General features: G+C 68.8%; 26 protein-coding genes and 1 tRNA gene. 14 read left to right on the forward strand and 13 right to left on the reverse strand.

All coding sequences use genetic code 11. The annotated features are described in order from the left end of the window. Positions 1–57: 57 nt before the first annotated feature. Genes ABD369_RS09270 through ABD369_RS09285 form a run of 4 tightly spaced genes read right to left on the reverse strand, consistent with a single transcriptional unit; the run spans position 58 to position 4,622 of the window. The gene (locus ABD369_RS09270; RefSeq protein WP_344635787.1) at positions 58–888 is read right to left on the reverse strand and encodes a CDP-alcohol phosphatidyltransferase family protein; all 831 of its coding nucleotides are present in this window, start codon (positions 886–888) and stop codon (positions 58–60) included. Further along, on the reverse strand, positions 866–1,927 hold the full coding sequence (locus ABD369_RS09275) for an iron-containing alcohol dehydrogenase family protein (protein WP_344635788.1): 1,062 nt from the start codon (positions 1,925–1,927) through the stop codon (positions 866–868). The genes ABD369_RS09270 and ABD369_RS09275 overlap by 23 nt, the downstream gene beginning before the upstream one ends. Then, positions 1,915–2,670, reverse strand: coding sequence for a phosphocholine cytidylyltransferase family protein (locus ABD369_RS09280; protein WP_344635789.1), 756 nt, complete (start codon positions 2,668–2,670; stop codon positions 1,915–1,917). Before ABD369_RS09280 ends, ABD369_RS09275 begins: the two co-directional genes overlap by 13 nt. Beyond that, the gene (locus ABD369_RS09285; protein WP_344635966.1) at positions 2,667–4,622 is read right to left on the reverse strand and encodes a DUF5941 domain-containing protein; all 1,956 of its coding nucleotides are present in this window, start codon (positions 4,620–4,622) and stop codon (positions 2,667–2,669) included. Before ABD369_RS09285 ends, ABD369_RS09280 begins: the two co-directional genes overlap by 4 nt. A 620-nt stretch (positions 4,623–5,242) precedes the next feature. On the opposite strand from ABD369_RS09285, the gene idi reads away from it, so the two are divergent. Beyond that, positions 5,243–5,890: an isopentenyl-diphosphate Delta-isomerase gene (idi, locus tag ABD369_RS09290; RefSeq protein WP_344635790.1), complete on the forward strand. Its 648-nt coding sequence runs from the start codon at positions 5,243–5,245 to the stop codon at positions 5,888–5,890. A gap of 241 nt (positions 5,891–6,131) precedes the next feature. Here idi and ABD369_RS09295 read toward each other — a convergent pair whose 3' ends face one another. Further along, positions 6,132–6,788: an ATP-binding protein gene (locus ABD369_RS09295; protein WP_344635791.1), complete on the reverse strand. Its 657-nt coding sequence runs from the start codon at positions 6,786–6,788 to the stop codon at positions 6,132–6,134. 492 nt (positions 6,789–7,280) lie between these two features. On the opposite strand from ABD369_RS09295, the gene ABD369_RS09300 reads away from it, so the two are divergent. Beyond that, a tRNA-Leu gene (locus ABD369_RS09300) sits at positions 7,281–7,368 on the forward strand. A 97-nt stretch (positions 7,369–7,465) separates the two neighbouring features. On the opposite strand, the gene ABD369_RS09305 is transcribed toward ABD369_RS09300, so the two are convergent. Together ABD369_RS09305 and ABD369_RS09310 are read right to left on the reverse strand one after the other, a co-directional pair. After that, positions 7,466–8,737: a tyrosine-type recombinase/integrase gene (locus ABD369_RS09305; protein ID WP_344635792.1), complete on the reverse strand. Its 1,272-nt coding sequence runs from the start codon at positions 8,735–8,737 to the stop codon at positions 7,466–7,468. A gap of 41 nt (positions 8,738–8,778) precedes the next feature. Further along, positions 8,779–9,345, reverse strand: coding sequence for a helix-turn-helix domain-containing protein (locus tag ABD369_RS09310; protein ID WP_344635793.1), 567 nt, complete (start codon positions 9,343–9,345; stop codon positions 8,779–8,781). Positions 9,346–9,524: 179 nt separating this feature from the next. Between ABD369_RS09310 and ABD369_RS09315 the strand changes: the two genes are divergently transcribed. The 6 genes from ABD369_RS09315 to ABD369_RS09340 all read left to right on the forward strand — a co-directional run bounded on the left by ABD369_RS09315 (position 9,525) and on the right by ABD369_RS09340 (position 15,062). Then, positions 9,525–9,680, forward strand: a complete 156-nt coding sequence (locus tag ABD369_RS09315; RefSeq protein ID WP_344635967.1) for a helix-turn-helix domain-containing protein — start codon at positions 9,525–9,527, stop codon at positions 9,678–9,680. 1,036 nt (positions 9,681–10,716) lie between these two features. Continuing rightward, positions 10,717–10,890, forward strand: a complete 174-nt coding sequence (locus ABD369_RS09320) for a hypothetical protein (protein ID WP_344635794.1) — start codon at positions 10,717–10,719, stop codon at positions 10,888–10,890. Positions 10,891–10,904: 14 nt separating this feature from the next. Continuing rightward, a complete protein-coding gene (locus tag ABD369_RS09325; RefSeq protein WP_344635795.1) occupies positions 10,905–11,606 on the forward strand; it encodes a hypothetical protein in 702 nt (233 codons plus the stop codon). Positions 11,607–12,592: 986 nt separating this feature from the next. Beyond that, on the forward strand, positions 12,593–13,333 hold the full coding sequence (locus tag ABD369_RS09330) for an Lsr2 family DNA-binding protein (RefSeq protein WP_344635796.1): 741 nt from the start codon (positions 12,593–12,595) through the stop codon (positions 13,331–13,333). Between the two features lie 65 nt (positions 13,334–13,398). Beyond that, a complete protein-coding gene (locus tag ABD369_RS09335) occupies positions 13,399–13,689 on the forward strand; it encodes a hypothetical protein (protein WP_344635797.1) in 291 nt (96 codons plus the stop codon). Beyond that, on the forward strand, positions 13,686–15,062 hold the full coding sequence (locus tag ABD369_RS09340; RefSeq protein WP_344635798.1) for a DUF3987 domain-containing protein: 1,377 nt from the start codon (positions 13,686–13,688) through the stop codon (positions 15,060–15,062). Before ABD369_RS09335 ends, ABD369_RS09340 begins: the two co-directional genes overlap by 4 nt. Positions 15,063–15,149: 87 nt before the next feature. Here ABD369_RS09340 and ABD369_RS09345 read toward each other — a convergent pair whose 3' ends face one another. Both ABD369_RS09345 and ABD369_RS09350 read right to left on the reverse strand, forming a co-directional pair. Then, the gene (locus ABD369_RS09345) at positions 15,150–15,344 is read right to left on the reverse strand and encodes a DUF397 domain-containing protein (RefSeq protein ID WP_344635799.1); all 195 of its coding nucleotides are present in this window, start codon (positions 15,342–15,344) and stop codon (positions 15,150–15,152) included. Continuing rightward, entirely contained in the window at positions 15,341–16,171 is an 831-nt protein-coding gene (locus ABD369_RS09350) for a helix-turn-helix domain-containing protein (protein WP_344635968.1), read from the reverse strand. The genes ABD369_RS09345 and ABD369_RS09350 overlap by 4 nt, the downstream gene beginning before the upstream one ends. Before the next feature lie 100 nt (positions 16,172–16,271). Here ABD369_RS09350 and ABD369_RS09355 point away from each other — a divergent pair, with 100 nt between their 5' ends. From ABD369_RS09355 to tgmC, 5 genes are all read left to right on the forward strand, one after another. Further along, positions 16,272–16,628 (forward strand): hypothetical protein, encoded by a 357-nt coding sequence (locus ABD369_RS09355; protein WP_344635800.1) that lies wholly within the window; start codon positions 16,272–16,274, stop codon positions 16,626–16,628. A gap of 59 nt (positions 16,629–16,687) precedes the next feature. Next, positions 16,688–16,936 carry a hypothetical protein gene (locus ABD369_RS09360; RefSeq protein WP_344635801.1) on the forward strand — a complete coding sequence of 83 codons (249 nt, stop codon included), beginning with the start codon at positions 16,688–16,690 and terminating at the stop codon, positions 16,934–16,936. Positions 16,937–17,234: 298 nt separating this feature from the next. Beyond that, positions 17,235–17,513, forward strand: coding sequence for a putative ATP-grasp-modified RiPP (gene tgmA, locus ABD369_RS09365; protein ID WP_344635802.1), 279 nt, complete (start codon positions 17,235–17,237; stop codon positions 17,511–17,513). A 1-nt stretch (position 17,514) separates the two neighbouring features. Further along, positions 17,515–18,480: an ATP-grasp ribosomal peptide maturase gene (gene tgmB, locus ABD369_RS09370; RefSeq protein WP_344635803.1), complete on the forward strand. Its 966-nt coding sequence runs from the start codon at positions 17,515–17,517 to the stop codon at positions 18,478–18,480. After that, positions 18,477–19,616 carry an ATP-grasp peptide maturase system methyltransferase gene (gene tgmC, locus ABD369_RS09375; RefSeq protein WP_344635804.1) on the forward strand — a complete coding sequence of 380 codons (1,140 nt, stop codon included), beginning with the start codon at positions 18,477–18,479 and terminating at the stop codon, positions 19,614–19,616. The genes tgmB and tgmC overlap by 4 nt, the downstream gene beginning before the upstream one ends. 86 nt (positions 19,617–19,702) lie before the next feature. Here the strand turns inward: tgmC and ABD369_RS09380 are convergent, their stop codons facing one another. After that, positions 19,703–19,960: a GntR family transcriptional regulator gene (locus tag ABD369_RS09380; protein WP_344635805.1), complete on the reverse strand. Its 258-nt coding sequence runs from the start codon at positions 19,958–19,960 to the stop codon at positions 19,703–19,705. A gap of 213 nt (positions 19,961–20,173) precedes the next feature. On the opposite strand from ABD369_RS09380, the gene ABD369_RS09385 reads away from it, so the two are divergent. Further along, the gene (locus ABD369_RS09385) at positions 20,174–20,488 is read left to right on the forward strand and encodes a hypothetical protein (protein WP_344635806.1); all 315 of its coding nucleotides are present in this window, start codon (positions 20,174–20,176) and stop codon (positions 20,486–20,488) included. An 862-nt stretch (positions 20,489–21,350) separates the two neighbouring features. Here the strand turns inward: ABD369_RS09385 and ABD369_RS09390 are convergent. Genes ABD369_RS09390 through ABD369_RS09400 form a run of 3 tightly spaced genes read right to left on the reverse strand, consistent with a single transcriptional unit; the run spans position 21,351 to position 25,787 of the window. Next, the gene (locus tag ABD369_RS09390; protein WP_344635807.1) at positions 21,351–21,899 is read right to left on the reverse strand and encodes a GAF domain-containing protein; all 549 of its coding nucleotides are present in this window, start codon (positions 21,897–21,899) and stop codon (positions 21,351–21,353) included. Next, complete coding sequence (locus tag ABD369_RS09395; protein WP_344635808.1) at positions 21,896–22,738, reverse strand: S8 family peptidase; 843 nt, start codon at positions 22,736–22,738, stop codon at positions 21,896–21,898. Before ABD369_RS09395 ends, ABD369_RS09390 begins: the two co-directional genes overlap by 4 nt. 4 nt (positions 22,739–22,742) lie before the next feature. Next, positions 22,743–25,787, reverse strand: coding sequence for an adenylate/guanylate cyclase domain-containing protein (locus tag ABD369_RS09400; protein WP_344635809.1), 3,045 nt, complete (start codon positions 25,785–25,787; stop codon positions 22,743–22,745). Between the last annotated feature and the right edge of the window lie 45 nt (positions 25,788–25,832).

Consider the following 25,832-nt stretch of genomic DNA (forward strand, 5'->3'; position numbering starts at 1 on the left):
CGCCGAGGCGGAAGCCGTCGGCGCCTCGCCCGCCCGACTCCGGGCGACCCGGCGCGCTCACCGCAGCCTGCTGGAGAGGACGATGCTGAGCAGGTGCAGGACCGTCTGCAGCATGGCGATCGCGGCCAGGACCACCACCGCCAGGCGGGTGAAGAGCAGCCCGCCGTGGACGGTGTCGGCGATCCCGACGGCCAGGACGAACAGCGATGCCTCGACGGCGCCCACCAGGCGGTGGAACTTGAGGAAGGACGCCGCCCGGCGGGCCTTGGCCACACCGGAGGAGCGCGGCACCGAGGCGCTGTCCTCCACCGCGGCCATCCCGCTGCGGGCGCGGGCCACGTCGACCAGGTCGGTCTCGGACTTGATCAGGATCGCGCCGAGCGCGGCCAGCGTGCCGAGGAAGGCCCACTCCCAGTGCGAGGCGTGGCCCTGGCGGTGCAGCAGGTCGCTGGCCCGCAGGCCGAGACCGGTGAGCAGCGCGGCCTCGGACATGTAGTGGCCGACCCGGTCCAGGTAGACGCCGGTGAGCGAGGTCTGCCGCCGCCAGCGGGCGACCTCGCCGTCGACGCAGTCCAGCAGCAGGTAGACCTGGATCAGGAAGGCGCCCAGGACGGCCCCCGCGATGCCCGGGACCACCAGGGCGGCACCGGCCAGGATGCCGGTGAACATCATCAGGTAGGTCAGGCCATTGGGCGTGATCGCCGTCATGGTGGAGAGCAGGCGGGTGATCCGCAGGGAGATCTTCCGCATGTACCAGCGGCCGGCCCAGTGCTCGGCACTGCGCCGTTGGAGCATGCCCTCCGGGTGGATGACGGCCCGCAGCTCCTCGATCGAGGGCCGGACCGTGAGATCGACCGCGGCGCGGTCAGTTGTTGACGGCATGGACATAGTCGGCGTACGCGTCCCTGATGTCGGAGGGAGAGAGATCGAGGTGTTCCAGGATGGTGAAACGTCCCGGACGAGTGTTCGGAGCGTAGTACACCGCCTCGGTGAACTCCGCCTCGGTGAAGCCGATCTGAGCCGCGGTGACCGGCAGCCCGTGGAACCGAAGGCGGTCCACGATCAGCCCGGTCAGCTCGCGCTCGCCCCGCAGGTGGCTGGCGAAGGCGGCACCGAGGCCGACCTGCTCGCCGTGCTGGGCGGAGCGCTTGGGGTACAGCACGTCCAGGGCGTGCGAGATCTCGTGGCAGGCGCCCGAGGACGGCCGGGTGCTGCCGGCGATGTTCATCGCGATGCCGGACAGTACCAGGGCTTCCGCGAGGCAGGTCAGCAGGTCCTGGTCGGCCAGCTGGCCCGGGTGGCGGAGCAGGTTCTCACCGGCCGAGCGGGCCATCGCGACCGCGAGGCCGTCCACCTTCTCGCCGGTGACCTCGTGCGAGAGCTCCCAGTCGGCGCAGGCCGAGATGTTGGAGATCACATCGCCGATGCCGGCCGCGACGAAGCGCGACGGCGCCTCGCGGATCACGTCCAGGTCCACCACGATGCCGATCGGGCTGGGCACCCCGTAGGAACCGCGGCCCGCGTCGTTGTCGAGGGTGGAGACGGGCGAGCAGATGCCGTCGTGCGCCAGGTTGGTGGCCACCGCGACCAGCGGCAGGCCGACCCGGGCCGCGGCGTACTTCGCCGCGTCGATGATCTTGCCGCCGCCGAGGCCGACCACGGCGTCGAAGTGCCCCGCCCGCATCGCGTCCGCCAGGCGTACCGCGCTGTCCAGGCTGCCGTCGATGACCTCGAACCACTCGGCGTCCGGGAGCAGCGGTTCCAGCCGCTCCCGGAGCACCGTGCCCGATCCGTTGCTGATCGCCACCGCTATCCGGCCGGAGGCCGACAGCCGCTGGTCGGCGAGGATGCCGCCGAGCGCGTCCAGCGCGCCCGGGCGGATCTCCACGAAGACCGGCGACGGCAGCAGCCGGGTCAGTACTGGCACGCGATCTCCCGCGCCTTGTTCAGGTCGTCGTGGTTGTCCACCTCGACCCAGGAGACCTCGCCGATCGGCTGCACGTCGATGCGCAGGCCGCGGTTGACCATCTCCTGGTAGCCGTCCTCGTAGTACAGCTGCGGGTCGCGCTCGTAGGTCGCCTTGAGGGCGTCCGCGAGGGCGTCCTTGGCGGACGGGTTGATGATCGTGACGCCGATGTACTCGCCGGTCGCCTCGGCCGGGTCCATCAGCTTGGTGATCTTCTGCATGCCCTTGGCCGGGTCGACGACGACCTTCATCTCCTCGTCGGCCAGCTTCTTCACGGTGTCCAGCGCGAGCAGGATGCCGGGGGCGCCGCCCTCCTTGATCATCCGGTCGTTGCCGTCCAGCATGGTGCGCTGGACCGCGGCCGGGTGCACGGTGTCACCGTTGGCGAGCAGCAGGCCCTCGCCGAACAGGTCACGGGCGCACCACAGCGAGTAGGCGTTGTTCCACTCCTCGGCCTTGTCGTTCTCGACCAGGGTGAGCTTGACGCCGTACTTCTGCTCCAGCGCGTCCTTGCGGTCGTACACCGCCTCCTTGCGGTAGCCCACCACGATCGCGGCCTCGCGCAGTCCGACCTCGGCGAAGTTGCCGAGGGTGAGGTCCAGGACGGTCCGCTCCCCGTCGACCGGCACCAGCGCCTTGGGCAGGGTGTCGGTGTACGGGCGGAGCCGGCGGCCGGCGCCGGCTGCCAGAACGAGGCCGATCATGCGGTGTCTCCTGATTCATCGTGTTCTGCGGTGGCGTCGCCGAGGACCCAGTAGTGGATGCTCTCCGCGACCACGACCAGGGCGAGCAGGCCGGCGAGGGCCACCAGGACGACCTGCAGAGGATGCGCCCCGGCGGTCTGGTGACCGATCGGCCCCTCGGGCCTGCCGTGGTAGACGAGCGCCGCCACCAGGGTGACGAGCAGTGCCCGGCCCTCCTGTCCGCCGGTCACTCGCACCAGCCACCTGGCCGGCGCTCCGGTGCCGCCGCGCAGGCGGTACACCGTGTCGTAGTGATGGTAGGCGAAGGCGGCGACCAGCCCGAACGCGGCCGGGAGGGCCGCGATGTCCAGCTTCAGCGCGAGCGCCAGCACGGTCAGGTACTCGCCCGCCCGGAAGAACGCGGGGGCGAGCCAGTCCAGCGCGCCGGTGAGCCTGCGGGCCAGCACCAGCGAGCTGAGCACCACGTACCCGCCGGCAGCGGCGACCGCCTGCCAGGTCCCCGCGGTCAGGTACGCGGCGGCCGGCAGCCCGGCGGCCGCGACGGCGGCCAGCAGCGGCACGGCCGGGCCCGGCAGGAAACGCGCCACGGGGCGGAGCACCGGGGCCAGCAACTCGGTCAGCACACCGCCGTCGGCCAGGATCGCGACCTCCCGGGCGGCCCGGTCCTCGCGCGGGCGGCGGCGGTTGATCGAGCGCAGTACCCGTCCTGCGGTGGTGTAGCAGCAGGCCAGTGCGCAGCCGGCGAGCAGCACCGACAGCGTGATCCGGGGGGTGGTGCAGGCCGTGAGCAGGGCTATCAGGCCCCAGCGCTCGCCGATCGGCAGCACGATGATCCGACGGGCCCAGACCGTCCAGCCGACCCGGTCCAGGCGATTGGAGAGCTGCGCGGTGGGGCTGGTGTTGGTGCTCTGCTGCTTGGTGCCGGCGGTGACCGGGTTGCGCGAGGTCTCCTGGTCGGCCGCCATGAAGGCGAAGTCCACGCTGTGCCGGAAGGTCATCAGCGTCATCGCCGCCAGCGACAGCGCCCAGACGTGGTCCCCGGTACGGGCCGCGCCGAGCGCCAGGCCCGCGTAGAAGGAGTACTCCTTGGCCCGGTCGAAGGTCGCGTCCAGCCAGGCGCCCACCGTGGAGTACTGCAGCGAGTAACGGGCGAGCTGCCCGTCGGTGCAGTCCAGCACGAAGGAGGCGAGCAGCAGCACACCGGCGGCTATGTAACCGCCCCGGGTGCCGGTGGCCGCCAGGCCCGCCGCGAGCAGCGCGGTGAGCAGGGAGGCGGTGGTCACCTGGTTCGGGGTCAGGCCGCGCCGGGCGCACCAGCGGGCGATGTAGCGCGAGTAGGGGCTGACGAAGAAGGTGGTGAAGAAGCCGTCCCTGGCCTTCACCGCCCGGCGCAGCCGGACCGCCTCCTCGTCCACCCGGGCCACGGCCGCGCGGGCCGCGTGCAGTTCGTCGTCGTCACCGGGGACGGTGGCCACCAGCGTGCCGAGCTCGGGGCGCTGGACGGGCAGCCCGCGCTGGGTGAGGGCGTCCGCGAGCTGGTCGGGCAGCGGGCTCTCGTACCGGTCGGACCAGCCGTACCGCGCGGTGCCGTACGGGTCGGTGCCCTGGGGGGCGGTGCCGTAGCCGTCGGCGTAGCCGCCGTAGCCGTTCTGGTACGAGTCGCCGGTGCGCTGCTGCGGCAGCTGCGGCTCGGTGCTCAGGCGCTGGGCGGCCGTGGCGAGGGCGGCCCGGGCCTCCGCGCCGGAGACCACCATCGCGCCGGGGACGGCGGCCGCCGGGAAGCGGGGGTCGGTCAGCGCGAGCCGGAGCGAGTGGCGGTGGCCGACGAATCCGGCGTCCACCACGGCCAGGCGCTCGCCCGGGCCGACGGAGGAGACCAGCGCGGCGAGCTGTGCGGCGTCGTGCGCGCGCAGGACCCGCCGGAAGCCGATGGCGGCGAGGTCGGCACCCAGGTCGCCCTGGAGGGCCTCGGTGGCCGTGGCGGCCGCCGTGGCCGTCGGGGCGGTGGCGAGCGGCGTCGCGGTCACCGCTGCGGCGTTCCGGCCACGGCCGGGTCCGGCGGGCCTTCCGTGCGCGAGCAGCTCGGGGCCGGTCACGATCACAGTGGACAGCGGAACTCACTCCCTGGCGATGGTGTGCGGTCCGGCCACAACGGTGTGCGGTGGGACGAATGGGGGTTTCTGGACGTACAAATGCAGCGGCGGGCGGTACCGGACGAGCATTTCCGGGACCAGGCGCACCGACCGAGGCTACCCGACGGGTGATTCGCCCTCGAAATGGCAGCCGGCAGCCAGCAGGCAGCGCTTATCCACAGCTGGCGCACCGGGCCGCGCAGATCATCATTCCGGACCGCGGGCCCTGCCTTCAAGCCGCGCGCCTGCCGCGATGCGACCGTGACCTGACAAATCAGCAGACAGAAGGTGAACAGAGCACGGCTCAGATGATCACGAATCGAACGCGCAGGCTGGAGATCCGGGCCTTCCACGCCCCCGTGTGCGTCGGATGGTCCGGCCCTGTGGGCCATGGGGCAGACTGGGCCACCGACGCAACCCCCCGTGCCGAAAGAGGCCACATGCCGGAGAGCCGACCGACCAGCCAGACGCAGTTTGCGGACCAGAGCGCGGCAGCCTCGTCCCCGTCCCCCGCAGCGCCCCCGTCCCCCTCAGCCCCGGACTCCCCCGCCACGGAGATCCTGCTGGAGCTCGTCGACGACGACGGTGTGACCATCGGCACGGCCGAGAAGCTCTCGGCCCACCAGCAGCCGGGCCGCCTGCACCGCGCCTTCTCCGTCTTCCTGTTCGACCGTCAGGGACGGCTGCTGCTCCAGCGCCGGGCGCTGAGCAAGTACCACTCGCCCGGCGTCTGGTCCAACACCTGTTGCGGTCACCCGTACCCGGGTGAGCCGCCGTTCGTGGCCGCCGCACGGCGCACCACCGAGGAGCTCGGTACGGCCCCCGCACTGCTCTGCGAGGCCGGCACGGTCCGCTACGACCTGCCCGACGAGACCTCGGGCCTGATCGAGCGCGAGTGGAACCACCTGTTCGTCGGCCTGGTCACCGCGCCGCTCTCGCCGGCCCCCGACGAGGTGGACGACACCCGGTTCGTCACCGCGGAGGAGCTGAAGGCACTGGAGGCCGAGAAGCCGTTCTCGGTGTGGTTCCGGACGGTCTTCGAGGCCGCGCTCCCGGGGATCCGGGAAATCGCCGGGCGGGACTGGTAGGCCCGGTACTTCCGGGCGGGACTGGTGGTTCCGGGCGGGGGTGGTTCCCGGCGGTGCCGGTCTGCCCGGCTCGAGGCGTCGGGGGATCGGGGGATCGGGGGTGCCGGATCGACTCGGTGCGCGCGGGCCCGACCCGGGTCGCGACCTGCGCCGACTCGTGCCGGCCCCTGACGGCTCACAGCTGCTCACGCGGGCTCACGCCGGCACCGGTTCACACCAGCTCATACCGGCTCACATCAGCTCACATCGGCCAGAGGCCGCTGCAGCCCGGCCGCCCGTCCACGACTACCGGGCTCTGCACGGCCTCCGGCTCGGCGGCCGCAGAGCCCGCTCCGGCCCCGCCGCCCGCAGCGCCCCCGGGTTCGGTGGGCAGCGGCAGGGAGGCCCAGATCACCTTGCCGCCCTCCCCCGTGCACTCGACGTCGCACACCCCGCCGGCCTGCAGGGTCACGCTCTTCACCAGCAGCAGCCCGCGGCCGCCGAGTTGACCCTGGTCGCTGTCCAGGGCCTTGGGGCGGTGCGGATGGCCGTCCTCCACCGAGATCCGCACCCAGCCGTCCTCGATCGCCAGTTCGGTGGTGAGGTAGGGCGAGAGCACGGCGGCATGGGTGACGGCATTGCCCACCAGCTCGGAGACGATCAGCAGTACGTCGTCGACCAGCTCCTGGTACCGCTCCGCCACCAGCCCCTGGGCCAGCAGCCGGTCCCGCACCGCATGTCTGGTCTGGGGCACCGAGGCCTCGTGCGCGACCGCCGAGAACCGCCAGACGCCCTCGATCGGCAGCCCCGGTTCTCTGCCCGGCGGTTCCGCCGCCGAACGCTCCGCCGCCGAACGCTCGGTCGTCTCCGTACGCTCCTCCGTCGCAGGCCTCGTCGCGGGTTCCGCCGCCCCGCTCATCTGCTCCACCTCAAGCCGCCCTTCGCGCAGGTGATGGGAGGCGTCACCGGGCGGCCCGGACACCGGCCCTCGGGAATCACCGCTCCGCTCAGGCTCCCTTGGTCACCAGAGGCTAGGGAAACCCCGGCCGACCGCGGGGCATGGACTGGAACTGGACCATCCGAAGCCCATTCCTGATCGGATCCTGACTATTTCCGGTGAATCCTGCGGCGATTGCGCTCGCCCGACAGCCGAAACATTCACCCCCCGACGCCCCAACCCCCGCACCCCGACACCCCTCCCTCACCCCGGCCCACTCCACCGCCCGGCACGCCCCACCCTGACGCACCGCCGCTTTCTACCACAGTTGCACCTGTCTGTCCGCTTTCTCCCGATCACGCCGGCCGAGCGGCCGCCGGACGACAGATACGCAGGTGAGAAGCACTCCAGAAGCCTGGTAGTGTTCTCTCTGTCGCCACGGGGCGCAGGAACAGAACCCGAGGCACACACCCTGTCCGGGTGGCGGAATGGCAGACGCGCTAGCTTGAGGTGCTAGTGCCCTTTATCGGGCGTGGGGGTTCAAGTCCCCCCTCGGACACCAGCAGAGACCCCAGTTGATCTGGGGTCTTTCTGTTTTCAGGCCACGGTGAAGCAGTCACGTGACCCACCGCGTGACCCACCGGCCAGCGGACTTGCCCTTAGACCAGGGCAGAGAGGCCGAGTCGGCCCGCTCCGGAGGCGGCCAGCCGCCGCGCTCCGTCCTTACGTGAGTGCCCGTAGCGGGACATCGTGTAGCCCGGCGAGTGATGCCGGACATTCGCGGACACCTCTACAGGGTTCTCCCCGGCCTCCAGGTCGTTGGTCACCTTGCTGTGACGCCAGTCATGGATACGGAAGTCCTCCGGCAGGCGCAGCCGGTTGCGTACCGTCCGCCAGCGGGCGGAGACCTTTTCCGGGTCCTGCGGGCCACCGGCCCGACCGTTCTTCTGGAGCTTGAAGCCATCACGAGCGAAGACCAGGTCATGATCCTCCCAAGCCGCCGCGAGGCGGGCCCGCTCCTCGTCCTGGCGCTCCTTCTGCCGCTTGAGCACATTCATGACCGCTTGGTCCACGTAGATGACAGCGCCGCCGTCGCCGTCCTTCGTGAGCCTACGAAGGCGGAAGGTGTTGCCCTCCTCCACGACCACCCACCCGAGTTCGATGGCGCATTCGTCCCAGCGAACCAGTGACCACTTCATCCCCAGGGCTTCACTGCGCCGGACGCCGGACGCCGCTATGACCGTCCACAACGGAGCATCCCTCAAACAGTGGTGGACCTGCCCGCCGTCACACGCCCGGTTCCCGCACGGCTCCCAGATGTGGCCGAGGAAGCGTGCCGTATCGGCGTCGTCCACGGTTGGGAACCGTTGCTCCTGCGCCCTGATCTGACGCTGTGTCGGCGGGTTGGCCGTGGCCGCAGGGTTGGTCGGGATCAGCTTCGGCACCGCCGATCCCAAGGCCCCGGACAGGATGTTGTGGATGTGCCGGACAGTCTTGGCCCCCAGAGGCTTGCCTCTGTTCGTGGGGCAAGGCGCCGTCTCCAGCATCCGATAATGATCGTCCAACAGGTCGTCAGTCACCTCCGTAAGCGGCACGCCCCCTATGTGCGGCTTGATGTGCAGCCGGATCTTCGTCTCATACCCGGCCACCGTCGTCCCCTCCTTCCGGCAGTTGGCCAGCCACCGATCCAGGTGCTCACCGAGCAGCAGCACCGCAGGCTCCTCGGCAGGCATCTCCGGAGTTTCCTCGGCGTAGACCTTGCCCGCCTCGTAGTCGTTGTGCCACTGCCGCAGCGCCTTTTCCGCAGCCGTCTTGGTCGGATAGTCCCGGCCTATCCAGTAACGATGGCTCTCCTCCCCTGTCGTCTTGTTGAGGTGGCGGGGCGTCCGCACGCCCCAGGTGTTCGGGCGGCCCTTGCGCGGGATCTCCACCGGAGTCCCCCCGAGCCCGTTACCGCGCTTCGCCACTGCTGCTATTGCTCCTTCCGCTCGTTCTTCCACTCAGTGAGCAAGACTGTTGCCCTGTTAGTGAGTTGCTTGCCGTCCCACAGGCCCAGCTCCCTGGCCCGCTTGACGCGCTCGGACATGGTGGCCTTGCCGATGCCGAGGCGCGCGGCCAACTCGCCTTGCGGGGCGGTGGTTCCGGTAGCCCTCATCCGGACCAACTCCGCCACAAGTAGCGCGTAGTCCACTTCGCTGCGACAGCGCGCCGGCACAGGCCAGGGCTCGTTCATCACCCAATCCGCTTCCGCGCTCAGAGCGGCGCGAGCCTGCGCCTTGATCTCCGCAAACGGGATCTGCCTCAGCAGAGACGCCGGGATGCCGTCCGTCTCCAGCGCCTCGGACATACTCCGGTCGATCTCTTCGAGAGTGCCGCCGACGTTCAGCCGGATCGAGAGATCCGACGGCCCGAAGAAGGGGGCGACAGTCAGGCACGTCACGGTGACCAACCAAGGGCCATAGGAGCGCTGCCACAGCAGCTCTGAGCCCTCGCGGCGCCACTCAGGCGGCAGAGCGCTTTCGTTCGTTTGTGAGGTCATGGCACGACCATAGCCCATCCCGAATCGGCTGCACCAGGTTCGGAAGAGTGGCGAGCGTCACTCATATTGAACTTGCTGCCACAGGTTCGGATCTGCTGATCTGAGAACAGGCCGGACAGCAACGGGCGGAAGTGCCGCCCATTGGACCGCAGCAAGGAGCACGCTTGGACAGCAGTTTGATGACCGTTGAGGAAGTCGCCAACTACCTCCGGAAGCCGATGAGTTGGGTCTACTCCAACTGGCGATGCGAGGGCATCCCTTTCCGCAGGGTTGGGCAGTCCCTTCGATGCCGCACCGGAGACCTTGAGAAGTGGCTCGATCAGCAGGCTGATTGATTTGCTCGACGGCACACATATGGCCCCCGAGGCACCTCGGGGGCCTCACCTTTCCAGGAGGCATAAGCTGACCGCAATCGCCGTAAAGCTGGTTGATCTCACGTGCGCAACATGCCGACAGCCATATGTGCATGAACGCCCAGTGGGAAAGCGCGGGCCGAACCCGACAACGAATCCGCGTCACCCGGAATGCGGGCGTAAGCGGGAGAACCAGGGTCGCGCCCTGTCGCGGGAGCGTAAGCGGAATGGGCTGGCGCCGAAGAAGCGGCCAGACAAGGCCGATGCTCTCGACATCGCTTGGCGTGCCGGCGCCTATGTGGAGGATGTTCTACAGCTCGATGCTCCGCCCAAGCCGTACGACAACAAGCATGAAACCGAGAAGGTAGTCCACAAGGACGTGGCCTACTCGACTGCGGAGGATTACATGGCGGTGGATCTGTGGTTTGCCGACGCCAGAGAACCTAAGACCGGACCGGAGACGGGACGGACGTGTAGCACCAGGTTGGCAGTTATCGGCTCAGCTAGGCCATGGTGGCACTCGGAACCCATGTGCACTCGGGGCGGCGTGAAGCCGATGGAGACGTTCACCATGGGAGTGTGACGGCCTGTCCGGACAGATGCGTCCGTTAATTCTTATAGATGAGGGGAGGTTTCCCCTTGGAGTCAAGGCCGCTGGGCGGCGGTCCTCTGACGCGGACGAGAGTCCGGGCCCGTTCGAAGTCCTGAGCATGTCGTGAAGATGCTCGAATGCGGCTCTGCGGATACCTGCCTGTGAGATCGCAGCAGACAACCGGAGAGTGGACCCCTTACCTCCATGAAGTTAAATTCCTGGGGGTTTGGGGCCCGTCTTCTCTTACGTTGTCCTGTTGTGAGTCTCTATGACCGCCCCTTGAGGCGGCCCTCTAGCCTTTCTCTTTAGAAGCTTCTCGGGGAGCGCTGGGATCCATCCACAGCCGCCATCGGGCTCGAACTCAAGTTCGCCGAGGCCAGTAGAAGAAATTCGACCTTATCCAGCGACAGCACGCAGGAGGCATGAATGGATGATTTTGATCCGATCCGGGCTCTCGTCCGAGACGAGATCTTGAAGGCCATGCAGGAGGCCCGGCCGGTCCAGTACACCCGGGCCGACCTCACCCACATGACATCGCACCAGATCGCCCAGGCCCGCCGGGATGGCCACCTGGACAACCTACTCATCGGCCGCAACTGACCAAGGAGACTCACTTGACCATCACTCACCAGGGTTTCGATCTATCCGGCTTCACGCTCTCGAAGGAGACACTGGAGCTGATCGCCAAGCACGACGAGCTTTACGACCGCCTGTTGAAGTACCGGGCCGAGAATGCCGACTGCCACCGGGTCTACCCCGACCTGCGCAATCCGCACCACAGCTACGTCCCGGCGCTGAACCGGGCGGATGAGGAGCTGCGGGAGCTGGAGGCGAAGGCTCTGGCCGAGGGCAAGACCCTGCCGGACCGGGACAAGTTCATGGCCAAGGTCCGGAAGCGCGTCGCGGAGTACGAGCGCATGGAGCCCGCGATGGTGCGGGCTGTGGACCACGCGGAAGACCTGGTGTCGGCCGCCGTCGTGCAGGAGCTGCCCGAACTGGCCCGCCAGGGCTTCGAACAATCGCAGAAGGCCAAGAAGGAGTATCAGGAGGCCGTGGCCAAGGCGGAGACCGCCCGCGCCAGCATGCGGGAGACCGTGAGCCGCTTCCTGTGGGCTGTGACGGCTGGGGAGATGAACCGGCCGAAGTGGTCCGGCTGGGCGAGCCTGGGTGAAGAGGTGGACACGTGGCGCACCACGGCGGACGGTCAGCTCCTCACGTACGACAGTGCCCGTGATCTGGGCCTGGTGGACCAGTGGCGAGGTCTGCGCGCTGAGCTTGACGGGTTCGTGGCCTCGCCGGACGAGACGGCGGCCTGAACCTCACCTCCTACATTGCATTCCGGCCCTCTCCATTTTGGGGAGGGCCGTTTGATTTGATTTACGAGAAAGGTGATGAACGATGCCTAGGCCACGCAGTCCCCAAAGCCCCCATAGCCGCTATCGAGAAGCCCAGAAGCTCACTGTCCTACCCCTTGAACATGATCTCCCTGCGCCTGAACTGCCCAATGGGCGGGATTGGAGTGCAGCCGAGAAGGAACAGTGGGCCGCGCTCTGGCGCACCTCTCAGTCCTACGTTTGGGACGACTCGACTATTTCCGCCGTTGCTGCGCTGGTGGTCTATTGGAGTGCGATCCTGGCCGGCACGGCGTCCAGCACTCAACACATGGAATACCGGCACCTACTCCGGGCCCTGGGGCTGACCCCTGAAGGCATGCGAGCGCTCGGGTGGGTGATCGCCGATGAGTAAGCGCGCCGCCCTCGCACGAGGCGCACAGAGCCGCTCCAAGGGCGACCGGGACAGCTACGTGTATCCCACACTGCAGGATGTGCAGGACTGCCGCGACCGCTGCGGAGAGGGCTGCCGAACCGCCGATCACCAGCCAGGATGCCGGGGCTACGTGATCCCTTGGTGTCCTCGAGCGGACAGCGCACCTCACCTATGCCAGTGCTCCTATTGCGTGGGGGTGTTCGCGGCGTCGTACAGCGACCCGGCGGCGGATATGGAGCTGTATCGCTCCCTCAATGCCGCAGATGGCATCAAAATTCATTGCCGAACATACGGCGAAAAGGAGGCACCCCCGGTGGGTCCTATTCCGACCGAATGACCTATTACCCCTATATGCTTTATCGATCTATTATCGTGAAGTAATGCAACCGTGATCTGAGACGGGCTGTTTCCGTTCGTTCGGATGGGAGGATGGTCGTGTTCCGCCGAGCAGTGCAGGGGGCGGGGGTGGCTAGCCGTAAGAGTGACGCTCCGGAAGCCATTGCGACAGACTCAATGAACGAATCAAGGGGCATTCATGCGCAAGACGGTTCAGGTCGTCTCGTACGTCGAAAAGACTGTGTGTGACGGTTGTGCGGCCAAGGATGGCAGCGACGTTGAGGCGTCAGAGGTTCTGACTCTTTCGGGTGTCTCGTACGACCTGTGCACGGCTCACGCTGAGAAGTTCGGTGCCTGGTTCGCCGAAGCGTTCGGCCCCTCCTCCATCGCTGAGCCGTCGGTGTCGGAGGCCGAGCAAGACGACCCGGACGACGTCGAGGAGCCGGAGGGCGGCGAAGGGCACGAGAAGACGACGGAGGTGGCTCCGGTGCCGTCCGTGATGATCGCTGGTGAAGTGCCCGGCTATGACTGGGACACGGCACGGGAGGCTGTGAGGAACCTCGGGTACGAGGTGCTCGGCCGGGCGGACAGCTCTACGGTGCTGCTGATCCTGGGTGAGGGCGGGGAGCGCAACACCACCAAGCTGAACGATGCTGCCAAGTTCGGCCTCCCCTGTATGGACGTCCGCCAGCGGGGACGCTTCAAGTCCGCTGTCTGCGCTGGTGAGTTGGTCGGCGGCGACCCGCTTCCGGAGCCTGTCAGGGTCGGCCGGTCCGGCATGAGCGACCGGGAGCGCAACCGGCTGATCCGGGCATGGGCTCAGGAGAACGGCTACGCCGTGCCCGCCCGTGGTCGCATCCCGATGCACATCAGCCACGCCTACAAGGTGGCCACCGCTCAGGACACCACAGACGCCAAGGAGTCCCACACAGCCGCGTGACCGCTCCTGGACAGCGAAGCACGCTCACGGCGGCCGGACGCCGCAGACGGCCGTCCTGGCAGGACTTGAGCACGTGGAAGAACGCCAAGGGCTACGGGCAGGACTCCAGGCCGGTGAAGCGCGACTACGCGCCCGGTAGCTGGATCACCTGGGACCAGGACGGCCGCACCCGCGCCGGAATCGTCACCGACTACTCAGTGTCCAGCTCCCACCGCTACACCGTGGTCCCGTCCGACGGCGGGGACATGCTGCCCTTCAACCCTCCCCGCAAGCACGACCCGAACCCCTACGTCGTCCACGGTGGCCGGGCCCTACCGGCCACCCCGGCACATGATCACCTGGAGACAGCTGCATGAACGGGATCACCCTGTACGGCCCGATGGGACAGGCCGTCCGCAAGATCGCTCCCTATGTCGAGACTGACGCGCTCGGCACCTACGTGGCAGCACTCAGCATGTGGTCGGCCGCGATCAGCGGCACCGTAAAGACATCATCCCGGGGCAACGCCCGACCTGTACTCCTATGGTCGGCGCTGGTGGCCGGGACCGGGCGCGGGAAGGGAACCGCACTGCGGGCCGCGCACCACGTCATGGACGGCACCCTTGGCCGCTTCCTGGCCACTCACACCACGTCCGGCATCACCTCCGGCGCCAGCCTGGTCCACCACCTGTGGGAGCAGCAGGAAGCCACGGCCGAGACCGAACAGGGCCGAGATGTGCGGACGCTGGTGGTCGAGGAGGAGTGGTCGGAGGTCCTGAAAAGGGTCCGCCGGGACACGTCCTTCACGACCAAGCTTCGGGCGGCCTGGGACGGGGCAACGCTGCGGAACACGACCAAGGAGGGGGCGGAGGAAGTCAGAGATCCCGCCACGGTGCTGCACGCCCACGTCACCCCCTCGGACTGGGCCCGGTACGTGGGTGAGTCAGACGCGGCCGGAGGCTCGTACAACAGGATCTTGCCGTTCATGCTCGGCTCGGTTCCCATGCTCGACGACGACCGCGTGAGCCTGCCCGAGGTGGACAGCTGGGAACTGACCGACGCCTACCGGTGGGCCACCGCCCGCCCTCGGGTGATCGTTCTCGGAGAGGACGCCCGGCCGCTGTGGCGAGTTGTCCGACGCTACGCCCGCATCCTTGGGGAGGTCCTGCCGGAGAGGCAGGCCGTGTTCATCGAGCGCACGGCAGAGCAGACGCTCAGGGTCGCGGCCTGCCTGGCCGCCTCCGAGTGCTCCGAGATCATCACGGCAGAGGTCCTATCGGCCGCCTTCTCCCTGGTGCGCCGCTCGGTCCAGGACGCAGTGCGCATCACCACTGGAGCCAGCGCGGGGAAGGTGAAGCGTCAGCCGCTCAGCCTCGCCGACAAGGTCCGGGCCCGCATCGAACTGCACGGGGGTCGGGCCCGTTCCTCCGATCTCCTCCCGTACGTGGGAGCGAGCGCGGCCGAGGTTCGGGCGCTGCCCGGGATCACCGTGACCGAGGAACGCACCGGTCGCACCGGACGCCCGGCCACCATCTTCACGCTCGCGGACGAGAGTTCCAGTCATACAGGGTCGCAGCCGACCAGCGCGGAGCGTGACAAGAATCGCCCCGCCACGGTCGTCCGCATGGACACCTACCGCCCGACCAAGCCACAGGCCGCACCTCGGCCGGTGAGCACGGTCCCCGCTCGGCCACAGCCGCCCAAGGCGAAGGAGGCGGCAGCGGTCAACCCCTTCCGCGCTCTGCTCTGATCAACGAACAAAGAAACCCCGGCCTTCCGGCCGGGGTTTCTTTTACTTGAAGGACCAACGTCCATGCATGCGCTGCTATTTGATGGCTCACACGTCGCCGAACTCGCCGGCCTTCACACCTGCTACGAAGGCCGCAAAGCTCTCCGGAGAGAAGGCCAGGGCCGGTCCCTGAGGGTCCTTGGAGTCTCGCACCGGGACGACACCAGAGAGGTTGGCGGCTACCTCGACGCAGGCGCCGCCGTTGCTGCTGTAAGAGGACTTGAACCATTCGGGCTCGGTCACTGGAGTTCCTTTCGTACCTTGCTAATCAGCGCCATGGATGCGACCTGCGACAGCGCTTCTACCTGTAGCTGATGGTAGGCGGTCAGCAGGGGACGTACGGCATCGGTTTCGCGCTCGAAGTGCCCTTGCTGGGCTGACTCTGAGTAGGCGGCCACGGACCGATCTGGCAGCGTCAGTAGATACACCGGCAGATCGAAGCTGCGCATCTCACCTATGTCGTACGGCGCGATCTGAAGCACTACATTCGGCAGCTCGGCAAGGGCGACCAGGTAGTCAAGCTGCGCACCCATGGCCTTGGGCCCGCCAACTCGCCGCCGAATGCAGCTCTCATCCAGGACGGCGTGAAGGAGTGGCGTGGGCTGCCGAGTGATGATCCGCTGGCGAGCAGTGAGGAGGTTCAATCGCTCGTCAGCCTGGGCCTGGGTGATGCTGCCCCGGCGGACAGCCCCTGTTGTGATCGCCTCCGCGTACTCCGGCGTCTGCAACAGTCCGGGGATGATGCCCAGCTCGAAGACACGAAGCTCAACCGCCCGTTCCTCTTGAGCCACGTAGTCCGGGAAGCCCTGTAGCAGCGATGTTCTCCTGATGTTCCAGTGCATATCAACGAACTTGCTGCCCGAACCGAACACATGGTCAGCTTGCCGCGCAAAGCGGGGAGTTGGGGGCTTCCGGCCAGTTTCTACGGCTGAGACGTGTGTCCCCGAATACTCCATCCGGTCGCCCAACTCATCCTGCGTCAAACCCATCTCTTCACGTGAGAGGCGGAGTTGAGCACCGAAGGCGGCGCGCGGCGACGCGTCTGGGTCCAGCTCTAAACGGTTCAAGATCTACTCTTCCTTCGTCCCTGACAGGTTGAAGACACTTTGACTGTACGGGACAGTGGGCCCCCTTGGTAGCGGAACGCAACAGCCCCGAGACGGAGCGCACGTGAGTGAGCTGGAAAGCGAGACAGGCAGACTCCGCGAGTACCGTGCGGAAGCCGAGGCGGCAGCCAATGCCCTTGAGACCGCCTGGAAGGTCGCAGGTCTGCCGTCCGACATCAACGTGATGCCCATCGTGAGCGGCCGTGGGATGTACGAGGGGCCTCACGTCTCGTTCGGAGGCGGTCACGCACGTGTGGCCTGGGCGCTGGCCGAGGCGTTGACGGACTACGCCCGACTCTCCGGCCGACTGATCGACGGGGAGCCTCAGTCCCTTGTGGCTCGCATGCTCGCTGATCTCCGCGTGGCGCCGGCTCTTCCTGATGACGGACTGTACGTCGTGCGACGGGAGTTGAGCGCTTGAACACCTGGGGGCCAGAAGTCGACGTCCTGATCGGAAGGCTATGCGAGAGGGAAGAGAACATGAGCCACGAAATCGGCGGTCCTGCTGAGACCCCCAAGCCAACCGCTGAGGATGCGGCCGACGAACCCTTCGTCGTGCAGTGGGACGAGACCCGCCAGCAGTGGTCCGTTCTGAGCTACCTCGGCACCATGACCCACGCCGAGGGCAACCGGCCCGCACGGTTCGCCGACCGATCCGAAGCCGACGCGTTCGCGAAGCGCCTGTGTGACCGGTGGCGGATCAACCTGGCGGCGTACCGACCGGGATAGCCCAAGACCCCCGCCGAACCCCTCCTGTCGGCGGGCCGTGCTCCGGGACAGGATTGGCGCCGCGTCCCGTAGAGCACTACCCGGCTCAACGTGCGTTCCCGTGCGCTGAGTTGAGCCGAGCCTAAGACTCCCGCCCCGGCAACGGGCAATCGGTCTGACCGGATGACCGGGGCGGGCACAAGACCCCCGTCCCCGGGCTTTGGCTGAGGTCCATTCCGCCCGGGGGCGGGCTTGAAAGGTCCACCCGCTGCGAGGAGAGTCCTCCCAGCGACAGCACCACGAGACAGGAGGCACATAGATGACCTTCACCGAACCCCCGTGGGGCACAACCCGGATGGGGCCGTTCGTCACCGCCGAACCCGTCCCCGCGTACACCGCCGTGATCGACCCCGAAACGCAGGTCGCCATCTACATCGACGAGCAGGGCCGACGGGTCGAGATGGGCGCCCACGGCACCAGCACCAACACCAGCACACCGACCACCACCGGCCAGGGCGACGGTCAGAGCGGCCAGCAGAACCAGCCCAGCGACATCGACAGCATGCCCGCGAACGACCAGGACCAGGGCACCGGCTGACATGACCGACGATCGACCCGGGGCCGTACTGGTCCTGACCAACTCGCTCGACGCCACCGCGGACGTGGTTCTGCACATCCTCGCTGAGCGCCGGGTCCCGGTAGTACGCGTAGACCCCGGTGTCGATCTCTACAACGGCGCCTCGCTGACCACCAGGTATGGCACTGGTGGTCAGCGGGGCGCACTTGCGACACCAACCCGCGCACTCGACCTTCGACACGTTCGGTCGGTCTGGTGGCGACGGCCCACGGCGTACAGCGGACCGCTCGAACTCGACGGACAAGACGCCAAGTTCGCTGGCTCACAGATGTTCTGGGGAGTCGGTGGCATTCTCGCGTCGCTGCCCCACGCGCACTACGTCAATCACCCTTGGCAGATCAGGAACGGGGAGTACAAGCCCGCGCAACTCGCTGCCGCGCTGCGGGCCGGGTTCCTGGTCCCCGAGACTGTCATCACCATGGACCCCGCCGAGGCCCGGCAGTTCTGCACCGAGCAACCCGCCGTGTACAAGCCACTGTGGAACACCCCGTACCGCGACGCGGACGATAGGGCGCAACAGGTCTGGGTGCGAGAGGTGAACCCGACCGACATCACTGACGCCGTGTCCACCTGCCCTCACCTGTTTCAGGCAAGGGTCGAGAAGTCGTTCGACGTACGGCTGACGGCTGTTGGTGCGAGGCTGTTCGCCGCCCGGATCACCAGCCCGGAACTCGACTGGCGCCGACGACAGGATCTGCTCAGCTACGAGCCGATCAGCGTCCCGGACGCCGTAGCCGCCTCCGTGGCCGGCTACCTCACCGATATGGGGCTCGTCTTCGGTGCCTTCGATTTCGCTGTGACGGCTGACGGCGCCTGGTACTTCCTTGAGTGCAACCCGAACGGCCAATGGGCGTGGCTGCCGTCGGCGCTCTCGGATCCGATCGCGCTGGCACTCGCCGATCAACTTGAGAAAGGTCCCACCGCGTGACCACATCCGCCGAACTCCGATCCGCCATGGTGGAGCGCCTCGCCGCCGACGGCGGTGTCACCGACCCTGAGTGGCGCAAGGCAGCCGAGGCCGTTCCCCGTGAGCTGTTCCTGTCCGAGTACTTCCGGCACATTCCTGGCACCTACCCCACCGAGTTCGAGGCAGTGCCGCAGGACTCGCCCGGTTGGCTCGAAGCGATCTACACCGATCAGACCTTGATCACTCAGCTCGACGGCCGGATCCGCCCGAGTGATGCCAGCGGACCGGTTTCGGGTGCCCCGTCATCGTCGTCAACCGTTCCGGGCCTGGTGCTTCGGATGTGGCACCAACTCGATGTTGAGGTCGGACACCGAGTGCTTGAAGTCGGCACCGGAACGGGGTACTCGACGGCGCTGGGCGCACACCGGCTCGGTGACCAGAGCATCGTCAGCATTGAGGTGGACCCTGAGGTTGCCGGACGAGCCGCCGCAGCAATCCGGAGCGCCGGGTACGCGCCGACCTTGGTAGTCGGTGATGGGCTCAACGGACACGCCGTTGATGGGCCGTACGATCGGCTCATTGCTACCTGCGCGGTCCGCTACATTCCGCAGCCGTGGCTGTACCAGGTGAGCCCCGGTGGAAAGATCCTGGTGACCCTCGCCGGCTGGTCCCATGGCTTCGGGCTCGTCCTGTTGACGGTGACCGAACCGGGCTGCGCTACGGGCAGGTTCCTGCCCGGCTTCACAAGCTTCATGATGGCCCGTCCCCACGATCGACCGCCCCGCCAGAGCATCAACTTGCTGCCCGGCGAGCAGCGACCAAGCCGGATCGACCCTGCCGTGATCGAAAACTGGACCGGCACATGGGTGGCGCAACTCGGCGCTCCGTCAGCTGAACGGCTCGGCGCTGGCGAGCAACAGATCCTCTTGGACGTGGCCACCGGATCGCAGGCCCGCACCGAGGCGGACGGCCAGGGCGGGTGGACGGTCACGCAGCGCGGGCCCCTCCGGCTCTGGGACCAGGTCGAGAGCGCCATTGAGTCGTGGCAGGCGGCCGGCTCCCCGCATCAAGAGGGATTCGGCATCACGATCACCGAGCACGGTCAGCGGGTCTGGATCGGCAGCGAGGACGGACCGGGCTGGAATCTGCCCGTCTGAAGACCCCGATAGGCTCGCTCAGGGCGCAGGCGTCTACTCCAGACGGTCCAATGCCTAACCTGCGCCGCTCGGCCCCGTCCTGCTGGCTACTCGCTAGCGGGACGGGGCTCCGTCGTCTCGGCGCCCTGGTGCTCGCGCTCCTCAGGCGGGATCACGCGCGACCCCTTGCCCCACCTGGTCTCGATCAGCCCCTGTTCCCGCAGAATCTCCAGAGCCCGCCGAGCGGTCCCCCGCGCCACGTCGAAGCGACGGACCAGCTCCGGCTCTGACGGGAAAGGCTCCGCTTCCTCGCCGCTGTAGCGGCCCGCCTCGATTTCAGCAACGAGCGTATCCAGCACCCTCATGTACGGGGGCTGCTTTCGGGGGCCTGTCGATTGCGCGGACATGGGAAAAGCCTAGACAACCCGCCCTGATGCCATTGAGTTGGACAGGTGAACAGGTGGACAAGTTGGGCAGCCGTGGCTACGGTCGGTACCAACACAAAAACCCCCAGCAGCCGATTAGGCCCGGCTACCGGGGGTCAGAAACGCCGAACAGCTGTATAGGAGCTGAACGACATGCGTTACCTTATCGCGCTCGCCCTTCTCTGGGCCCTCCGCCGACTGCTGCCCGCCAAGGGCCGTCATCGGACACCCGACCTCCGCCAAGAGATCTGCGGATGGGCCGGACCCATCCCCGCACACGTGCTCGCCCGCACGATGCCCCTGGACCCCGACAACCACCTGATCGTCCGGCCGTACGTCCTCCTATGGGAGGAAGAGCTTCAGCGGCAGGAAGAACGCCGGGAAGCACTGTTCGCCGCGTCGGCTGGCCTGCCCGATACCAGCTACACCTACCCCGGTGCTCACTCGCTCCCTGGGGCGGCAGCGTGATGATCAAGCCCACCTGCCCTCGCTGCAAGCAGACCGCCGAACTGGTTGTCGTCGGCCACGTGGAGCGTGCTACTGGCGCCCCAGCGCCCATCTACGCCTGCCGGGCCTGTGAGCCCGCCTACCGAGCCGCCGAAGGCCAGTAAGACCCAAAAGCCCGCCCCGTCCGTGCACTCCCCTGTGTCCTGGGCGGGGCTTCTCTCTACCAGGACCAGGGCCGTGGCCATGTGACCCACGCGTGACCCACAGCGGTCCGGAACGGGCCGAAACGCGCTGAATCCATGGGTAAGCGAGGCCATCGACTCAACGGTGCAGCACCGACGTTTCAGCAGGTCAGAGGCATAGAGCGCCGGTGCCCGAGGCGAGAGTTCAAGTCCCCCCTCGGACACCAGCAAAGACCCCAGTTGATCTGGGGTTTTTCTGTTTCACCGGCCCTGGGCGTGACCAAGCAGGTGACCAACAGGGCCCGGAACGGGCTGGACCAGACCGGTCAGACGTGCGCCGCGCGCTCCCAGCGGCGAGCTTGATCGCCCCATCCTTACGACGGTGGCCGTACCGAGCCATCGTGTAACCGGGTGAGTGGTGCCGGACGTTCGCGGACACCTCTACGGGATTCTCCCCCGAGCCAGTCGTGAGCACCGTCAGTCGCCAGGTCGGACAACTCAAGCTGGTGGCGGCAGTTGACAGTTGGACACAGCAAGGAACGTATTGTCGATCTCTGCCCTCGGGAGGCTCAGCGAGCCGACCGAAGGCAGAGCGTCGAGGTTGCTCCACCGTGTGGCAACCGGTATTCAGGCGCAGGTCGACAGATCGCAGATCGCAGATCGCAGGCCGTCGGGTTCCGGCCGGGGATGCGCCCCCGGCGTCAGTTCTGTCGCAGCAGCTGCTCCAGTTCTCCGGCCAGCCGTGCCGCCGTCGCGAGGCGGTCGAGGGTGTAATCCGGCTGCGGGGCACGGTCGATGACGATCCTCAGGGCCGCGGCGGCCTGGCGGGCGAAGAGGGCGAGCAGATCGAGTTCGGGGAGGCTGGCGCGGGCCTGCGGGGCCGGGTCGAGGACCTCCAGGACGCCGAGGACGCGGTCGCCGTGGATCAGGGGGACGGCCATCAGCGCACTGGGCACGTAGTCCGTCGACTCCGCGAGGGAGCGGTCGAAGGAGGAGTTCCTGGAGAGGTCGTCGACGACCATGGGCTGCCCTGAGGCGGCCACCCAGCCGGCGATTCCCCGGCCGGCCGGGAAGCGGCGGCTCACCAGGGACTCTTCGCCTCGTCCGGAGACCGCCTGGAAGACCAGTTCGTCCGCCTCCTCGTCGAGCAGGAAGACCGAGCTGGCCTCGGCGGCGAAGATGGCGCGGGCCACGTCGACGATGGACTGAAGCAGCTCGCCCTCCAGGGGGTCTGCCGTTCTCTCGGTCATGAGGCACCTCTGCTGTCGGTGTTCACCACGCTGACGTTGGCCGCGGAAAGGTAGAGCGCGTTCTTGAGCTGGAAGCTCGTCATCCGGGGGTGTCCGGACAGGATCCGGGCGCACAGCCCGGCGATGTAGGGGGTGGCGAAGCTGTTGCCGGTGGTCCGGATGGACGCCCCGCCCAGCCAGGGCACCTCCACGTTCTGCCCCGGCGCGAAGAACTCCACCGGTGGCGCGGGGTTGTAGAGGTGGAGGTCGGGGTCGTCCTCCTGGTGGCTGCCGACCGAGATCACCGAGGCGAACCGCCAGGGGAAGCTCTCCACTGGCGTGTTGTGCGCCGAGGCGACGATCACCGTCCGGTTGAAGAAGGCCTCGTCCGCCAGAGCGTGGAGCTCCTCGGCGAAGCGCGTCCGGGTGGTGGACAGGCTCAGGTTGATCACGTCGAACCCCTGCCCGACGGCCCAGCGCAGCCCCGCGAGCAGGACGTCGCCGGAGCCGGAGAAGCGTTCGCCGAGCACGCGGACGCTGGTCAGCTCGCAGTCCGGCGCGGTCCGACGGATGATCCCGGCGCAGGCGGTGCCGTGGCCGCAGGTGTCACCGGTGGTGGTCCGCTCGACCCGGACACCCTGTTCGTCCTTGGCGACGACCCAGGAGGCGGCGAGCGGGCCGACCAGGGGATGGTCGCGTTCCACCCCCGAGTCGACCACGCACACCCGCACCCCCGCTCCGCTGCCCGCCAGGTGTGGCGGAGCGGGCGCGCCGTCCGCGACCACGGGGATGTCCGCGGGCCGTCGGCCTCGCAGACTCCAGGTGAGTCCGGCGGCCGGTGGGGTCGTGGCGGTGGCCATGGTGTCAGTTCTCCTCGTTGAACGCGGCGACCCAGCGCACGCCGGGCTGGTGCCCCTTGGCGGCGAACCAGGCACGGGCCGCCGCCGCGGCCTCCGCCGCCGGACCGCCCCGGCCGAGCAGGCGGAGAGTGTGCGCCTGGTCGAGCGCGGCCTGGGCTCTGACGACCGGGGAGTCGGTCAGAGTGGCCTCGGCGACGGCGCACCCGGCCAGCCGTACGGCCCGCTCCGCCTGCCCCTGTGCGGCGGCGAGCCGGCCGCGCAGGCCGTCCAGGTCCACCGACTCGGCGTGCGGCCGCCCGGACTTGGCCGCGAGCGGCCGCAGGGCGTTCTCTGCGGCGGCCCACTGCCCGGTGTCCAGCAGTAGCCGGGCCGAGTCGAGCGTGATCGTGTCCAGCAGCGCGCCCGCGCCCAGCCGGCGAGCGGCGTCCGCAGCCCCGGCCAGCAGCTCCAGGGCGGCATTCTGTCGATCAGTCAGCACTTCGATGAGTGCGGCGAACACCGGGAGGAAGACCTCGGCCTCGGCGTAGCCGAGCTCCCGCGCCAGCCGGCCGGCCTCCGCCAGGTGCTCCCGGGCCGCGGCCGGTTCGTCCTGCAGGGCGAGCAGGACGGCCATCGGGCAGTTCAGCGTCACCCGGACGGTGCGGCGTCCCCGGCCGTGTTCGGCGAGCAGCGCCTGGCAGCGGACCGCGGCCGCCGGTACGGGAGTCGGCCCCCGCCAGAGGGAGATGCCGATCGCGCCCAGGGCGGCGGCCCGCTCCACCTCGCCGTCGACGCTTGCCGCGTGCGAGAGGGCCCGGGTGAGCAGGGCGTCCGCCGCACCGTGCCGGCCGTGCGCCTGGTGGTGCTGGGCCAGACGCAGCCGGGCGCGTGCCTGGCCCAGTTGGTCGTTGGCCGCTTCGAACACCGGTAGTGCCGCGCGGGCCGCTTCGACCGGTCTGCCCGCGCCCGCCAGCGGGTCGAGCACCGCCAGGGCCAGCCGGGCGTGTGCGTGGTCCACCGGGTCCGCCGGGGCGCTGAGCACGTCCGTGAGCAGCGACCGGCCCTGCACCGTACGGCCCAGGGCGATCCGGACCTCGCCCAGTCTGCGCGCCGTCGGGATGCCGGCCGGCTCACCGGGCCGGCCCAGGGCCATCGCGCGGGCCAGCAGGTCCTCGGCGCGGGAAAGGTCGGATCCGGCCATGGCCTGGGCGCCCGCCCGGGCGAGGGTCCGGGCCGCGGAGCCGCGCAGTGTCTCGGTGTCGCCGTCCAGCAGGCCGAGGTCGCTGCGGTAGCGGTGGGCCTGCTCCAGGTGGGTGCCGACCGCTCCGTCGCCCGCCGCGCGTACGGAGGGCAGTCCGGCGGCCCGCTGGTGCACCTCGGCGCGGGCCCGTTTGGACATGCACTCGTAGGCGACCTCCTGGACCAGGCCGCTGGTGAAGCGGAAGACCGGCCGGGCCGGGCCCGCCGGCCTGGCCGGTTCGATCAGCCGGCGGTGGCTGAGCGCCGGCAGTGCGGAGCGGACCGGGTCGCGGCCCTCGGCGAGTTCGGCCAGTTCCTCGGCGGTGAACTCCCGGCCCACCACCGACGCCAGGTCGAGGGCCAGGCGCTCGGCGGGCTCCAGGGTGTCGATCCGCGCACCGAGCAGGGCCTGGACCGTGGGCGGCAGTTCGCCGGGCGATTCGGTCTCGGAGCCGACGGCGAGCAGTTGTTCCAGGTGCAGCGGGTTGCCTCCGGCGCGTTCCAGCAGGCCGGCCGGGGCGCCGTCCCAGTGCGCGTTGACGTCGACCAGTTCGGCGGCGAGCAGCCGGGCCTCCTGCTCCGAGAGTCCGGACAGCCCGATCGCACCGGTGGCCGCCAGGGGTCGCGACTCCAGCAGTTCGGGCCTGGTCAGGCAGATCAACAGGACGGAAGCGGGGCCGAGTTCGGCGGCGAGCCGGTCCAGTACGTCGAGTAGCAGCGGGCCCGCCCAGTGGCAGTCGTCGATTGCCAGCACCACCGGCCGGCGGCCGGCGAGCGCGGTCAGCACCCGGATCAGTGCGGCGCAGGTCTCCGCGACCGATGGGTTGGGCGTGCCGTCGCGCAGCAGGCCCGTGGAGAGCACGGCCAGCGCCTCGGCCGCCCCCTCCAGGAGGGCCTCGCCGAGCAGCCCGCGCAGCGCGTCGGCCAGCGGCTGCAGGCTGCCCTGTCCGCCGTACGGCCGGCAGCGCCCGGTGCCGTACGCCGCCAGTGGCGCCGTGCGCTCGAGCCACTCCCGCAGCAGCCGGGTCTTGCCCTGTCCCGCCTCGCCGTGGACCAGCAGGCACTGGGCTCCCCGGCCGTCCGCCGTCCGCGCCAATGCGGCGTCCAGCTCGGCGAGTTCGGCGTGCCGGCCGACGAAGCGGACGTCGAAGCGGCGGAGCAGTTCCGGGTCGTCCGCACCGAGGCCGAGCAGCCGGTGGGCGGTCACCGCGTCGGCCTTGCCCTTGAGGAGCAGCGGCCCGACGGACTCCGTCCGGACGGTGGGGCCCGCGGCGCGCAGGGTGTCCGGGCCGATCAGGATCTGGCCGGGGCCGGCGTTCTGCTCCAGCCGGGCGGCGATGTTGACCGTCTCGCCGGCGACCAGCGCCTGGCGCGCCGAGGCGTCCGAACCCGCCACCACCTGGCCGGTGTTGACCCCGATCCGGACGTCCAGCCGGACGCCGAGGGTGGCGGCGAGCTCGGTGTTGAGGCCGCTCAGCGCGTCCAGCATGCCGAGGGCGGCGGCCAGTGCGCGGCGGGCGTCGTCCTCACGGACCGTCGGCACACCGAACACGGCCATCACCGCGTCACCGATGAACTTCTCCAGGGTGCCTCCGTGTGCCTCGATCTGCCGGCGCATCAGCTCGAAGTAGCGGAGTGTCACCGACCGCAGGGTCTCCGGGTCCAGGGCGCCGGAGAGCGCGGTGGAGCCGACCAGGTCGCAGAACAGGACGGTCACCAGCTTGCGTCCTTCGGCCGGTCCGGCCGGACCGGGCGGGGTGCACGGTGAGCCGCAGGAAGGGCAGAACCGGGCATCCGGTGGCAGTTCGCAGCGGCAGGCGGGGCAGTCCATGACCGTCTCCTTGTTCTCGGCCGGGGCGGATCAGAGCCGGGGGGC

The organism is Kitasatospora cystarginea (genome assembly GCF_039533515.1).
GTDB lineage: Bacteria > Actinomycetota > Actinomycetes > Streptomycetales > Streptomycetaceae > Kitasatospora > Kitasatospora cystarginea.

Excerpts from the sequence above, each read along its gene's own strand:
- ABD369_RS09320 (WP_344635794.1), top strand. The coding sequence starts at position 10,717 with ATGGATGATTTTGATCCGATCCGGGCTCTCGTCCGAGACGAGATCTTG.
- ABD369_RS09385 (WP_344635806.1), top strand. The coding sequence starts at position 20,174 with ATGCGTTACCTTATCGCGCTCGCCCTTCTCTGGGCCCTCCGCCGACTG.
- tgmB (WP_344635803.1), top strand. The coding sequence starts at position 17,515 with ATGACCGACGATCGACCCGGGGCCGTACTGGTCCTGACCAACTCGCTC.
- ABD369_RS09395 (WP_344635808.1), bottom strand. The coding sequence starts at position 22,738 with ATGGCCACCGCCACGACCCCACCGGCCGCCGGACTCACCTGGAGTCTG.
- ABD369_RS09380 (WP_344635805.1), bottom strand. The coding sequence starts at position 19,960 with ATGAGGGTGCTGGATACGCTCGTTGCTGAAATCGAGGCGGGCCGCTAC.
- ABD369_RS09400 (WP_344635809.1), bottom strand. The coding sequence starts at position 25,787 with ATGGACTGCCCCGCCTGCCGCTGCGAACTGCCACCGGATGCCCGGTTC.
- ABD369_RS09315 (WP_344635967.1), top strand. The coding sequence starts at position 9,525 with ATGACCGTTGAGGAAGTCGCCAACTACCTCCGGAAGCCGATGAGTTGG.
- idi (WP_344635790.1), top strand. The coding sequence starts at position 5,243 with ATGCCGGAGAGCCGACCGACCAGCCAGACGCAGTTTGCGGACCAGAGC.
- ABD369_RS09295 (WP_344635791.1), bottom strand. The coding sequence starts at position 6,788 with ATGAGCGGGGCGGCGGAACCCGCGACGAGGCCTGCGACGGAGGAGCGT.
- ABD369_RS09390 (WP_344635807.1), bottom strand. The coding sequence starts at position 21,899 with ATGACCGAGAGAACGGCAGACCCCCTGGAGGGCGAGCTGCTTCAGTCC.
- ABD369_RS09330 (WP_344635796.1), top strand. The coding sequence starts at position 12,593 with ATGCGCAAGACGGTTCAGGTCGTCTCGTACGTCGAAAAGACTGTGTGT.
- ABD369_RS09310 (WP_344635793.1), bottom strand. The coding sequence starts at position 9,345 with ATGACCTCACAAACGAACGAAAGCGCTCTGCCGCCTGAGTGGCGCCGC.
- ABD369_RS09280 (WP_344635789.1), bottom strand. The coding sequence starts at position 2,670 with ATGATCGGCCTCGTTCTGGCAGCCGGCGCCGGCCGCCGGCTCCGCCCG.
- ABD369_RS09340 (WP_344635798.1), top strand. The coding sequence starts at position 13,686 with ATGAACGGGATCACCCTGTACGGCCCGATGGGACAGGCCGTCCGCAAG.
- tgmA (WP_344635802.1), top strand. The coding sequence starts at position 17,235 with ATGACCTTCACCGAACCCCCGTGGGGCACAACCCGGATGGGGCCGTTC.
- ABD369_RS09270 (WP_344635787.1), bottom strand. The coding sequence starts at position 888 with ATGTCCATGCCGTCAACAACTGACCGCGCCGCGGTCGATCTCACGGTC.
- ABD369_RS09360 (WP_344635801.1), top strand. The coding sequence starts at position 16,688 with ATGAGCCACGAAATCGGCGGTCCTGCTGAGACCCCCAAGCCAACCGCT.